Annotated in this window: 9 protein-coding genes; 1 reads left to right on the top strand and 8 read right to left on the bottom strand. The window is 44.6% G+C overall.

The window, feature by feature from the left end:
- Position 1 precedes the first annotated feature (1 nt).
- The gene (locus FDP09_RS18850; RefSeq protein WP_137404139.1) at positions 2–1,345 is read left to right on the top strand and encodes a vanadium-dependent haloperoxidase; all 1,344 of its coding nucleotides are present in this window, start codon (positions 2–4) and stop codon (positions 1,343–1,345) included.
- Positions 1,346–1,573: 228 nt separating this feature from the next.
- Here FDP09_RS18850 and FDP09_RS18855 read toward each other — a convergent pair whose 3' ends face one another.
- From FDP09_RS18855 to FDP09_RS18890, 8 genes are all read right to left on the bottom strand, one after another.
- Complete coding sequence (locus FDP09_RS18855) at positions 1,574–2,437, bottom strand: TlpA family protein disulfide reductase (RefSeq protein ID WP_187328712.1); 864 nt, start codon at positions 2,435–2,437, stop codon at positions 1,574–1,576.
- Between the two features lie 252 nt (positions 2,438–2,689).
- Positions 2,690–3,322, bottom strand: a complete 633-nt coding sequence (locus FDP09_RS18860; RefSeq protein ID WP_137404141.1) for a DUF2185 domain-containing protein — start codon at positions 3,320–3,322, stop codon at positions 2,690–2,692.
- 433 nt (positions 3,323–3,755) lie between these two features.
- A complete protein-coding gene (locus FDP09_RS18865) occupies positions 3,756–4,268 on the bottom strand; it encodes a cupin domain-containing protein (protein WP_137404142.1) in 513 nt (170 codons plus the stop codon).
- Between the two features lie 51 nt (positions 4,269–4,319).
- Complete coding sequence (locus FDP09_RS18870; protein WP_137404143.1) at positions 4,320–6,626, bottom strand: GH92 family glycosyl hydrolase; 2,307 nt, start codon at positions 6,624–6,626, stop codon at positions 4,320–4,322.
- A 228-nt stretch (positions 6,627–6,854) separates the two neighbouring features.
- The gene (locus tag FDP09_RS18875; protein WP_137404144.1) at positions 6,855–8,264 is read right to left on the bottom strand and encodes a sugar MFS transporter; all 1,410 of its coding nucleotides are present in this window, start codon (positions 8,262–8,264) and stop codon (positions 6,855–6,857) included.
- Positions 8,265–8,432: 168 nt separating this feature from the next.
- A complete protein-coding gene (locus FDP09_RS18880) occupies positions 8,433–9,314 on the bottom strand; it encodes an ROK family protein (RefSeq protein WP_137404145.1) in 882 nt (293 codons plus the stop codon).
- Between the two features lie 31 nt (positions 9,315–9,345).
- Entirely contained in the window at positions 9,346–11,640 is a 2,295-nt protein-coding gene (locus tag FDP09_RS18885) for a GH92 family glycosyl hydrolase (RefSeq protein WP_137404146.1), read from the bottom strand.
- A 667-nt stretch (positions 11,641–12,307) separates the two neighbouring features.
- Positions 12,308–13,936, bottom strand: coding sequence for a RagB/SusD family nutrient uptake outer membrane protein (locus tag FDP09_RS18890; protein ID WP_137404147.1), 1,629 nt, complete (start codon positions 13,934–13,936; stop codon positions 12,308–12,310).
- Positions 13,937–13,945 lie beyond the last annotated feature (9 nt).

Raw genomic sequence — 13,945 nt, forward strand, 5'->3', positions numbered from 1 at the left:
CATGAGAAACCACACTACTCTTTCTTGCTATACCCTACTCGTGGCGCTGCTGCTATTTCAGCTTCCATTTATGGCTAAAGGCCAAAGCCGACAACAAAAAGTCAATTTATACGTGGAAAATTTATTCGAAACCACTAAAATCATGGTTTCTGACGTCACTTCTCCCACCGGAGCCGCACGGTTTTATGCCTATATTACATTAGGTGCCTATACTGCCCTGAACCAGTCGGTCAGGATAGAAACACCCCTGCAGCAGGTTTTTATCGTTCCCCTCACCATTCGCTATCCGGCCGCTGCGGATATCGACAGTACTTTTGCGGCCATTTACAGTATGCTCAGTGTGGGCAAAGGGATAATGCCCTCCGGAATCAGCTTAGTTTCCGCACAACAAAACCTCATCAGCCGATACAAAACCAACAAGTGGATCACGGCCAAAAAGCTTCAAAATAGTATTGCCTACGCAGACAGCATTGCCCATCAAGTATTGGCCTACGGCAAAAGTGACGGCTATGGTAAACTCAGTGCCCTACCACGCTATTCCCCCTCCAATGAGCCCGGCACTTGGTACCCCACTCCCCCCGCATACCTTGGTGCCATCGATCCGGAATGGAAGACCATCCGCCCCTTTTACCTTTCCGAGCTAGCGCAATTTAAACCAGCTCCACCTGTCCCCTACTCCATGGACAGCACCAGTGTTTTTTACAAGCTGACCAAGGAGGTGTACGATACCACACAGGTGCTGAACAACGAAAAGCGGCTGATTGCCAATTTTTGGGACTGCAATCCCTTTATGGTTTCCTACAGCGGGCATATGGCCATTGGACTCAAAAAAATAAGCCCGGGAGGCCACTGGGTAAACATCACCGGCATCGCCTGCAAAAAAGCTGACATCACCTTTGCTGAAGCAGTGGAAGTACATGCGCTCCTTTCCACAGGCCTCCACGATGCCTTTATCAGCTGCTGGGAAGAAAAGTATGACAGCGACCGGATCCGGCCAGAGACGGTCATCAACCGTCATATCGACCCAAAATGGCGACCGATACTCCAAACGCCGCCTTTTCCCGAATACACCAGTGGACACAGCGTGATTTCCCGTACGAGTGCCACGCTCCTCACCTACTATTTTGGGGATAACTTCACCTATACGGATACATCTGAAGAATATTTTGGCCTTCCCGCAAGGAAGTTCAACTCCTTCCTACAAGCATCTGATGAAGCGGCCATTTCCCGGCTCTACGGCGGCATCCACTACCGCGACGCCATCGAGGTAGGCGTCAAACAAGGCCACAAAATCGGGAAATATATTATTGGACTGCTCGAAAAGGAGAAGGTGGCGAGGAGGTAATTGGGAAGGATTAGACTACCTATTTGATTTTGAGTTGGTCAAAATAAAGAAGCTTACTGGCCTGCCTTTGGATCCAGACAAGCTCCCAGTGACGGTATCCTTGGCAAATTTATCTTTCGCCACGAAGACACTAAGGTACAAAGGGTTTTGGTGACCCCTGTCTAATTTTGTGGTGCTTAATAATGGGAAGCTTACAGGCCCTAAATGCTTGGATATTAGGCAGCTTTCTTATTCAATAATATTCATTTCCGTTAAGTGTTGGTCTATTTCTTGCCAAACAATTTCATTTCCTCCTTCTTTGTAAAAAGTTATCTTTTTATTACTGTCAATTATAATGTTTTTTGGGTAGGAATTACCAAATAAAACCCTGTCCTTTTCTGAAATGAAAGTTATATCATACTCAAATTTATTTTTTTCTAAAAAACCAGATACTTTATCTTTTGAGTCATCGGTTATTGATACAAACTTTACATCTTTATCCGAATATTTGCTGACTAGTTTATTCAATCCTGGAATTTCTTTTCTACAAGGTGCACACCAAACAGCCCACCAATTAACAACAATAGTTTGCCCGTTGAGGTTATCTAAATTGAATTCCTCTCCGTTAATATCTGTTAGTTCAATAGAAGGAAATATGTTCCCCTTAAGTAAAGGTTTGTCGATTGTCAGAACAGTCAACGAGTCGGTTAAATCGGCTTGATCAAGCCAAGAATAAATAATTTTATTCGCTGTTGTATCTAATTCTTTTATTCTTAAAGACACTCTACGTGTGGAATTATCAAACGCTATGTCAATATCATTCTCTTGTGAATTTTCTGAACCTTGTTTAAAATTAACGGTGGTAAATTGTTTTAATTGGTTGTTTGAAGCTAGTGCAATCCAATTTCCTGATTGTTTTCCCTGCTTAAGATATCCAACATAAATGTCGATTGAATCATTAGTAGATTCTAAAATGGAATGGCTTAAAATTTTAAGGGGTAAATCCTTTTCAATAGGTTTTAAAATTTCAGGAAAACCTTCTTGAAACTCCGCAGTTTTATATGAACTTTTTTGTTCTTTCTGACAACTACATAAAAATGTTAATATTAACATCGAAAAGAAAAGGTTATTCAGCATTATGAGGGGGTTAAATGGTTGTTAGCGTCCCGGCTAAAAAGCGTTGCTGTCCCGCAGGGCAGCTATGATTTTTTAGCCATTGTTAGGCTTTCGTTTTTATTTAGTTTTTATTTTCTTCCAAGTTTCAACAGCCCAATTTTTATCCTTTTCATCATCAAAATAAAAGACCATTTGAAGAATTTGTTCGTCTACAATGGAAAAGGCATAAATCACATTATAATTTTTATTTCAATCCTGTTCCTTAATTTCATACCCAATTCTTTTGATTTTATGATCAGAAAAATCGTAGGTATCCAATGTTTTTGAAGCAGACTGGTCTCGATTTTCAATTTGTAATTGGTGTTCATCACAAATCTGTTCACGCTTTTTCCCTTCTTCATTCCATATCGCTATTCTTAAAGATTTATCTCCAGTTGTGTAAAGTAAATCCCCACTTTCCTCCTTAACTCGTTCAAACAGATTATTTATTTCAAGAGTCCAATTTTCAGTCAATCTGTGCTTGGTCAAATAATCATCTTCCAATTTATAATCATCCACTTCATACCAATTTGATTTTTCGGATTCTCTTTCGAAAACGGAACCGACACCTTTTAATAAGAGCTCTTTTATACTAGAGTCAATTTTCAAAATTGTTGATGGGTTATTAATTCCAGTATTGTTTGGATTAGCAGTATATTCTTGAGATTCATATCCTGAAAAAATTCTCCAACCACTATCTTCTGGTCTAGTTCTTTTTTCTCTATACATAAATAGTGGCTTCTTTTTCTCTTCGGATACCATTTTAGAAACCATTAAACCTCCAATGGCAGGAAAGTCATCAAAATTTTCTTCCTTTTTCTTTTTTCTGCTAAATATTCCCATTGTCTTGTTTTAATGAAGCCTAACGCCTTTATATCCACTATAAACCGTTTACAAACGGCTATAAACGTTTACATTCGACTAAAAATCGGATATTCTCGAAAATTACCGAATATTTATTTGCTGTAAAATACCCTAAATGGGGTATTTATTCGTTGATTGGGAATTTTACAGAAAATGAGAAGTAAGCCTGTTTACTGCCGCTATTGACCACCTACACACCTACAGCCAAAACACTGTCGAGACTGCCCCAGCGCTTGTCCATAAATCACATCCGACGCCCTGTTTGGCTTTAGACAAGCCTGTAGTGACGGTGTCTAAACTGGTCTCTCTAAGAAACGAAGGGAAAAGAAAAACCCCTTCAGCTTAACCTGAAGGGGTTATTGAGAATATTCGATCTACTGTCTTTTATCTCACATCTATTTTCTCACAGCGTTTATTTCCGCTGGAAGTCATCCTGTACGCGGACGATGTCTTCTTCATTGGATGGGTTGGACGGGTCGGTGTGCATCCAGATTTCGGCCACTACGCCCCAATTGTCCATGCCTACCAAGCGGTGACGCTCGCCTTTGGCCAGTTCTACTACTTCTCCAAGTACCAATGGTTGCAGCTCGCCTTCATCGTCTGTTGGGCTGGTCACGATGCCACCTTCTCCGCCTACCAATTTCCATATCTCGGCTCTTCTGTGGTGATATTGCCAAGAGAGGCGCTTTTCTGGTCCTACGATCAAGATTTTAGGACTTAGTTTTTGCTTCAACTGCTCCTCTGAAAACTCAACGCTGGCAAAAAACTGTGACCTGAATTTGGCAATCTGGCTTTCCTCAATCACGAAGAAACCGCCCCAAGGCCTTTCTCTATCCTCTGCGGCTACTTCATATCCGTTAAAATCCAACCAGTCTTTGATCTGCTTAAAAATGGCTTCCTTCGAAGCGTTCTTTTCTATCTTCATATTGTTCTACGGTTTAATAGATTTGCACTTAAAATTAGGAATTGCTATAGATTAATCCTTGGAAAAAATCTTTTTATTCGGCCTTCTTTTCATAATAAATGTCAATTTACCCCCTTTTATAATATCGGCATGCTGAATAAACGGCTCGCTCAGCACTTCCCCATTGAGGAGCACTTTGCTCACATACACATTTTCCTCCGATTGATTTTGGGCTTCCACGGTAAAAGTATTCCCATTTTCCAGGTTAATTGTCGCCTCTTTCACGAGAGGACTTCCCAAGGCATAGTCCACCGACCCGGGCGCAACGGGATAAAATCCCAATGCACTGAACAAGTACCAAGCACTCATCTGGCCGAAGTCATCGTTTCCTCCAAGCCCATCGGCACCGGTTTGGTACATGGCCCTCAGGATCATCCGAATTTTGTCCTGGGACTTCCAAGCCTGATCCGTCCAATTGTAAAGGTACACTACATGGTGTGACGGCTCGTTACCGTGCACGTAATTTCCGATAATGCCCTCCCGGGAAATGTCCTCGGTATTGGCAAAATACCTGTCAGGCAAATCCATACTGAAAAGGGAATCCAAATGCTCCACAAACCGCGTATCCCCTCCCATCATACCGATCATTTCCTTTGGTGCATGCGGTACATACAAGCTGTAGTTCCAGGCATTTCCTTCGATAAAACCCTGACCGTGAGTATCCAGTGGATCGAAACCTTGCTTCCAGGCTCCGTTCTTCAGCTTGGGACGCATAAAGCCTGATTGGTGATCAAATACATTTTTATAGTTCCCTGCACGATCCGCAAATTCTTGGGCAATTTCTTCCCTTCCTATTTTCGTAGCCATCTGGGCGATCGCCCAATCGTCATAGGCATATTCCAGTGTTTTGGACACAGATGCTCCACTCACGTCCTCGGGTACATAGCCCTTCTCCATATAAGCTCCGATCCCATCAAAATAAGCGGTCTTAGCCGTGGTGACGGAAGCATTAAGGGCATGGTCCAAGTCGGACGTTACCGTTCCTTTGACCACCGCATCGGCAATGACTGAGGCACTGTGATAGCCGATCATGCACCAGTTTTCATTGGCATAATGTGACCATATGGGCAACATCGGATGGACACTCTGGTCAAAATGCGCCAGCATCGATTTTACCATATCACGGTTCCTAGCTGGCTGCAGCACGTTAAACAGCGGATGCAATGCCCGGTAGGTATCCCATAGAGAAAAACTGGTGTAATTGGTAAAACCTTCGGCCTCGTGTATATTCATGTCCAAGCCGCGGTATTTTCCGTCCACATCACCATAGACTGTTGGCCCCAAAAAGGCATGGTACATGGCCGTGTAGAAATTTACCTTATCCGTGTCTCGGATGGTGCTTACCTGCACCTTGTTCAATTCTTTGTTCCAACTATCTACCCCTGCTTGATGAATGGCATCGAAGTCCCACCCTGGAGTCTCTTCCTGCATGTTTTTGATAGCTCCCTCCGTGCTTACAGGTGATATAGCCAACTTGGCGATTAGCTCATCACCGTCCTCTAGGTCAAAATCAAAATATGCCCTGATCTTCCTTCCTGCGATTTCGGGAAAATTCTCTGATTCGTTAAATCGCCCCCAAAAACCTCGATAGGCCTGCTTATCATCATATTTTTGATTGCCATATTTGGCGATCGGCTTGTCAAAGGAGAGCGCAAAAAACACTTTCCTGGTCCTCGCCCAACCTGTAGTCTCACGAAATCCAGTAACCAGCGTATCATTTTCGACACGCATAAACGTCCAGACATTCTTGTCATCATAATTGTAAATTCCGGACATAAGGTCCAAGATCACATGAGCATCTTCGCCTTCAGAAAAGGTATAACGGTGCACCCCTACCCTTGTAGTGGCGGTAAGTTCTGCGTTGATTCCATAATCGTCCAGCTCCACTTGGTAATAGGCCGGGGAAGCATTCTCACGATCATGGGAAAATCTCGAACGATAACCCGAGTCAGGATCAGTTTCTGTACCAGGATTAAGCTGTAGAGGGCCACTGGTGGGCATCATTAAAAAATCGCCCAAGTCGGAGTGCCCCGTGCCACTAAAATGTGTATGGCTAAAGCCAACAATCGTCACATCATCATACTGGTAGCCGGCACAATAACGGTACACTTCCGGATTATACCGGCCATTTACCTCGTAGGGAATCGTATCCGTATCAGGACTGAGCTGGACACTACCAAACGGAACCGTCGCCCCTGGGTAGGTGTGTCCCATTTTGGCCGTTCCGATCATCGGATCCACGTATTGGCTAAGGTCTTCTTGCGCTTGGACGCCCCAAGCCATGAAGCCCATAAGACTTGTTAATAGTATTTTTTTCATTGGGTTGCTATTCTTTAGGTAATAAAAAACGCTGCAGTACTTAACATTAAGTAAGAAAAAGGCTATATATACTCTTTCTTCATAACCGTAGGTACCTCTCGCCCCCTAAAAGGGGGAATTTTCAAATGCTGGTCGACGACAAGTGTCTTTCTTAATCCGGGGGCTGAGCGGAGCCGAAGCCCTATCGAAAGTCTCAAGACTCAAATCTCAAGACTCCCTACTCAAAACTCAACTCTCCTCTACCCGATACCCTTTCACACCATAAAATACGATATAAAGATAACAGGCCAAAGGCACTATAAAGGATAGCTGGACACTTCCTGTCAAGTCAGCCATCAATCCTTGCAATAGCGGAACAATTGCGCCACCTACAATGGCCATCACGAGCAATGAGGAGGCCTGTGCCGTATATTTCCCAAGGCCTTTGATCGCCAATGAGAAGATCGTGGGGAACATGATGGAATTGAACAATCCCAAGGCTACGATAGACCAGAGTGCCAATTGTCCGTCGGTCAGTAGGCCAATGATCAGCAACGCGATTCCCGTGATACCGAAGAGCCACAGGGTCCGGTTGGGAATAAATTGGCCAATGATGATCACCAAAATATTGAGTCCGATAAAGGCCAAGGCGTAAAGCGCCATTTCACTTCCATAAACATAATGAATGGTCACGTATGATATTGCCGAAATCCCGCCAATGATCAGGAAACGATTGAGGTTCTTTTTGAAATCGGCCAATGCTACCGCCCCAAAAAACCTTCCTACCATGGCTCCTCCCCAAAAGAGTGCCAGGTAATGGCTGGCTTCAGCTTCATCCAATCCGGCTATTTCCGGTAACCGGGCGAAATTGATCAAATTACTTCCCACCGTTACTTCACCACCTACATAGGCAAAAATGGCCCCTATGCCCAGAAAAAGATGGCGATGCTTTAATGCTCCACTATCTGAGATGATGACTCCCTGGGAACCAATTTCTGGCAATTTAAACATTTTGAAAATCATGGCGATCAACAATAAGGTCACAGCCAGGCCCACATAAGGCATTTTTACAGCGTCAGCACTGATATCTACCTCTCCAATGGTACCAAAAATAAGGTAACCACCGATCAAAGGCGCAATCGTGGTCCCCAGTGAGTTAAAGGCTTGGGTCATGTTCAGGCGACTGGAAGCCCCAGAAGGCTTGCCCAAAATGGTCACGTAGGGATTGGCCGCAATCTGCAAAATGGTAATTCCCGAAGCCAACACAAACAAGGCAAATAGAAAAAAACCAAAACTCACCAAGCTGGCAGCTGGATAGAAAAACAGACAGCCCACTGCGGAAATCACCAAGCCCAGGATAATCCCGTTTTTATAGCCTATTCTGCCAATCGGATCCCCTTTGGTAATGGAGATCAAATAATACCCTAGGGAAATAAAGAAGTAAGCCCCAAAAAAAGCCGTCTGGATCAGCATGGCCTGCCAGTTTTGCAAGGTGAATACTTGCTGTAAATGGGGAATCAAAATATCGTTCATGCAGGTGATAAATCCCCACATAAAAAACAGCATGGTGACCAAAAACAATGGCCCCAAATATTGCTGACCGGAATCAAATTCTACATTATTATCTTCGGTTTCTTTTGAAATGCTAACTGACGCCATGGGCTTTTGAGTTATTGGGTTGAATGGTAAATTAAGTTTTTGGGACACAGTTTGATGTTTAGTCAATAGTCCACAGACTCGCTGGTAAGGATTTGCAATCCTAACTATCCATTAGCAGGGTCATATAATCCACTAGATGTTCGAGATTTGCAATCCCATTTTTAGTATTTACTTATAATCTTCCTTTTGGACTTTCCAGCTACATGCTGCGCCGATCAGGGCCGCCTGCTCTCCCAATTCAGTAATTCTGATGGGCGTATCGAGGCCTGCACGGTCAAGTTCCTCCTTCACAATGGGCAGGAAAAGTTCTTCGGCTTTAGAAATATTCCCCCCAAGTACTATGACCTGGGGGGATTCTTTTTTAATAAAACCGATGAGAAAACGCGCCAGATTTTCACCAAATTCCTTGAAAATATCTGCTGCATAGGCCCTGTTTTCTGGCTCTACAGTGAGCTCTCGGACTTCAGTTATAGCCCTACCGGTGTTTTTCTGGTAAGCTTCCACAAACCATCTCGTAGAGACATAGTCCTCCACTATACTTCCTTTAAATGGACTGCACCAGAGCGCGGCATCTTCGGCAAATTCCCCATGATACCGGGAACTCCCCAGCCCCGTCCCAAGCGTCAGACCGATGGCATGATCATATGATCTAGCGGCACCACTGGCCACTTCACCCTGCAAAAAGCACGCAGCGTCATTTTCGAAGTGGATGCTTTCGGTATCACAGCCTAAAGCTTCTGCAAGCATTTTTTTCACTTCCAAGCCATACAAAGAGGTGTATTTGCCTTGCTGCTCGATCAGTGAGACACCATTTGGGTAATCAAACGGCCCCGGCATCGCAATGCCGATCTTAAGGTGCTGCAGGGAATATCCCGGAATGGCCTCTATGGCCCTTTTCCATTCATCGATAATAGAGCCTGCACTACCGGAAGAATCCACCTCCCTTCTTACCAAAGAGGCCTCATCCAACACGTTCGTATCCAGGTCCACCAGTCCTGCGGTAATGTGAGACCCACCGATATCTATTCCTACTACATTTCTTTTGTTCATCTGTGGTCGTTGCTCTTGTGTTGAACTGCCTTTATTCGTTGGAGAGTGAAAAAGGGAAGTCTGCTTTTTTAGTACCTCGCTTTTTGTTGGGAGTGGCTGACATATCAAAGTCCAGCAGGGCACCCTTCATCAGCTCCTTGTGGCTTAGCCAGTTCTTCGAGTAGCTTTTGCCATTTACCTTCAGCCCCTCAATGTATCGGTTTTCAGCACTGTTTTCAGGAGCACTGATCACTATTTCTTCTCCATTTTGAAGCGAAAGGGTTACTTTCTTAAACAGTGGCGCACCGATCACATACTCGTCCGTTCCTGGACATACGGGATAGAAGCCCAAGGCAGAAAACACATACCAAGCAGAAGTCTGTCCATTGTCCTCATCACCGCAGTAGCCGTCTGGCGTAGGCATGTACATGCGGTTCATGGTCTCTCTCACCCAGTGCTGTGCTTTCCAAGGTTCTCCTGCATAATTGTACAAATAAATCATGTGCTGGATCGGCTGGTTTCCGTGGGCATACTGGCCCATATTGGCGATCTGCATCTCTCTAATTTCGTGGATCACGCCACCGTAATAGCTGTCATCAAACACTGGAGGCAAGGAAAAAACCTTGTCCAGCTGAGCCACAAACTCCTTCTGACCGCCCATAAGGTCGATCAAGCCCTGTACGTCGTGGAAGACAGACCAGGTGTAATGCCAGCTGTTCCCTTCGGTAAAAGCATCTCCCCACTTGAATGGGTTAAAAGGAGCCATAAATTCACCATCCTTGTTCTTGCCCCGCATCAGCTTGGTTTCGGGATCATACAGCTTTTTGTAGTTAAAACTTCTTTGCTTGTACAGCTCAATTTCCTCTTTAGGCTTGTCCAAAGCTTTTGCCAATTGGTAGATGGTAAAATCATCGTAGGCATACTCCAGCGTTCTCGCAGCATTTTCATTGATGCCTACATCATAAGGCACATAGCCCAATTCTTTGTAGTATTCTGCACCTGCACGTCCCACTGCGGTCAACGGACCGGCATTATTGGCGCCGTGGATCACGGCTTCATAAAGTGTCTCAATATCATAATCGTAGTCTCCTTCATATTTCAAGAAAGCATCAGCCACTACTGAAGCAGAATTATTGCCCACCATCACATTCCGCAGACCGGGGCTGGCCCATTCTGGCAACCAACCACTCTCCTTGTAGGCATTGGCAAGACCTTCCTGCATCTGGGCATTCAGTTCGGGATACATCAAGTTCAGGAAAGGAAACAATGAACGGAATGTGTCCCAAAAACCCGTATCGGTAAACATATAACCCGGCAGTACTTCACCATTATAGGGACTGTAGTGCACCACATTGCCATCGGCATCGTATTCGAAGAATTTTCTTGGAAACAACAGTGACCGGTATAGGCAAGAATAAAAAGTCTCCATTTGATCTTGAGTACCACCAGAAACGTCGATACGGCCGAGCTGCTCATCCCAGGTTTTTCTTCCTAGCGCTTTTAAGGCATCGAAGTCATGGTTTCCAATTTCCTGAAGGTTGATGGCAGCTTGTTCATAACTGATAAATGAGGAGGCCACTTTGGCATTCACCACTTCACCTTTGGCAGTCTTAAAGCCAATAACAGCTCCTGCGTGATTGGCATCTGCTTCAAGCGCATCCTGAAGGTTGCCGTCTTGGAAGGTCTTGTTAAAGGTAAATTCCTTATCAAATTCCACTACAAAATAATTGCGGAAATTATCCGGAACACCACCGCTATTTCGTGTGGTATAGCCGATAATTTTATTTTCTTCCGGAAGAACCTTCACATATGACCCCTTGTCAAAAGCATCCAATACCACAAAAGCATCATCCGTTTCGGGAAAGGTAAATCGGAATCGGGCCGCTCTTTCTGTCGGTGTTATCTCAGTGGTCACATCATGGTCAGCGAGATAAACGCTGTAATAATACGGCGTCACCGTCTCCGCTTTGTGGGAAAACCAACTTTGACGTTCTTCTTCTTTAAACTTCGGTTCACCGGTCACCGGCATGATCGAGAATTGCCCATAATCATTCATCCACGGGGATGGTTGGTGGGTTTGCTTGAAGCCTTTGATTTTGGTGGCATCGTACATGTACGCCCATCCGTCGCCCATCTTTCCGGTTTGGGGAGTCCAAAAATTCATCCCCCAAGGCATCGCAATAGCGGGATATACATTGCCATTGGATAAACTGTAATCGGAATCCGTACCCATCAGGGGTTTGGCGTAGTCCACTGGATGATCCACTTTCTCGACAAGGTCAGACTGGCCATAAGCCGTCACGGCCAAGGTCATCATTGCCAAGGTTTTGGTCAAAAATGTCTTCATTATTTTGGTTATTTAGTTATTTGGTTATTTGCTATTCATGTATAGGGTGATCAGTATTTATCCATCCCTCCTGTCACATAATTGGCATTGTTACAAATATATTATCTAAACGTTAAAAAGCTAAACCCTTTTAGTTTTTATTTTTGATTAATTTTCAGGGCATCATATGGTCATCATCCGAACGCGATCAAAATCTCGTCACTGAAAAGTATAGGGTGGAACGCGGAGAGGATTGGAAGGATTACTGCAAAGGTCTCCGCTACGGCTATCAAATCCGGGATAACGACGGATCAAGGGTAAAAGTTGGGGATTGGGAGTTTAGTAATTGGCAAAACCACGGAAAAACAAAAAAATGCCACCAAGTTCCTAAGGCACTAAGTGCATGTTTATCCTGCATGGAAAGGAATACATAATTGCTTTGTGCCTGGGAGCCTTGGTGGCATATGATTGTTCCGGTAACTAAATTGACCTACTCACAGAAGTATTGCTTGATCCAAAATGACGCCAAACCGTGCATTCAAGGGCAATTTCGGTAGGTTCTTTAGTGACAAAAAAGCCACAGACACACAGATCGTAGATGAGCAGCGGTGCTTTTGGGGCTACTTCCATCATTTATCTGTGAATCCGTGGCTTTACTATAATTTGTTGTGTTCCTTATCCTGACCGTTTATTGGTTATAGCCAGGGTTTTGCTCTAGGTTAGGATTAAGGGCCGTTTGAACGTGAGGAATCGGAAACAACTCCTTATTGGGGTCGTTAGTAGCCTCATGATCCCACCAGCTTCCTTGGGTAAAATCACCAAAGCGGATCAGGTCTGTCCTTCGCTTGCCCTCGAAGATAAACTCTCTGCCACGCTCTGCGAGCAGTTCCTCTAGCGTCAGCGTAGAAGTAGTGTACATCGCATCCGCCCAGTCAGCATCGGTAAATGCGCGCTGCCTGCTGGCATTGATCAGGTCCACCGCTTCCTGTGTGGCCATACCTCCATTTTGGCGCAAAATTGCCTCCGCTTTGTTGAAGTACAGCTCAGTCAATCGGTAAATGATGTAGTCATTTTCCCAGTAATTTTCATCATCCTTGGTGCCAGACCGGTATTTATTGAAGCGTGCTCCACTGTTTTCCTCTCCTTCGGTCATGCTGCCTTCTCCAGTAGCCCCTTCACTGTTTCTCCGGATGGTATTCACATACTCCAAAGGCTGGCCATCATATTCTTCTGTACCAAGTATAGGCTCTTCGGTTCCGTACTTATATTGTGTCCCAAAGAGGAACCATTCCTGCTTTCTGAGGTCATTTTCCTGATAAGCATCAAAAGCTGAAGGAATCACCACAAAAGCATTCCAGCCACTGAAAGTAACATCCCATACTTCAGAAATATTGCTATAGCCCACATAGAATCCTCCCCAATTAAACTCAAAGCCACCTTTTCGGCTAAAAGCAAACTGGAAGATATTTTCAGGAGACATATGGTTGGTATTGTTAAATGGCCCCAAAATATCAGGGTCCAGCTCCATGGTGCCCGTAAGACTTCCTCCCTCACCATCTATGACCTTATCACTGTATTCGATACACTTATCATACATCGCTGTCCCAGCCCATTTTTCGGCATTCAGGTAAAGCTCCGAAAGCATGGCATAACCTGCTGCCTTGGACACTCGACCTACCATCTCTTGCGACAGCGGCTGCAGCAGCTCCACATTGTCCAACAACTCCTGCTCTACAAAAGCAAAGACTTCTTGTCTGGTGGCCGTTGGTGGATTGATGGGCTCTCCCACTGTGGTCACGATAGGTACATTGCCCCACATGTCCATAATTTTCAGATAGTGGTATGCATGCATAACCCTTAGCTCTGCTAAAATGGAGGCCTTATCGTCCGAGGTCATTCCTATGCTTTCAAAATTAAGCTCTTCCATATCTGCAATTACTGCATTTACATAGCCTAATCCTTCCCACATCAATGCCCATGAACCTCTCAACCTTGGCTCTTGGGAAGTCCAAGTATGGTAATGCAACCTGATATGGTCTCCTCCATCATATCCATGACGACCTTTCTGAGGCCAAGCTACTTGATCTGCGGCCATTTCACCGTGATAATAGTAGCCGCTCTGCCCGGTAGGCGCTAACCAGGCCTGCATATGGGTAAACGGCCGAAGCACTCCTTCCATCACCTCTGTTTCATTGCTATAGAAGCTGTCTTTTGTTAGTTCATTATAGACAGTTTCATCCAAATCCATACAGGATACCGTTCCCAATATCGCTGCAGGAGCAAGTATTCCTACTATTTTATTGATATATTTTTTCATGATTTCCTC

The sequence above is a fragment of the Echinicola rosea genome, from assembly GCF_005281475.1.
Classification (GTDB): Bacteria; Bacteroidota; Bacteroidia; order Cytophagales; family Cyclobacteriaceae; genus Echinicola; species Echinicola rosea.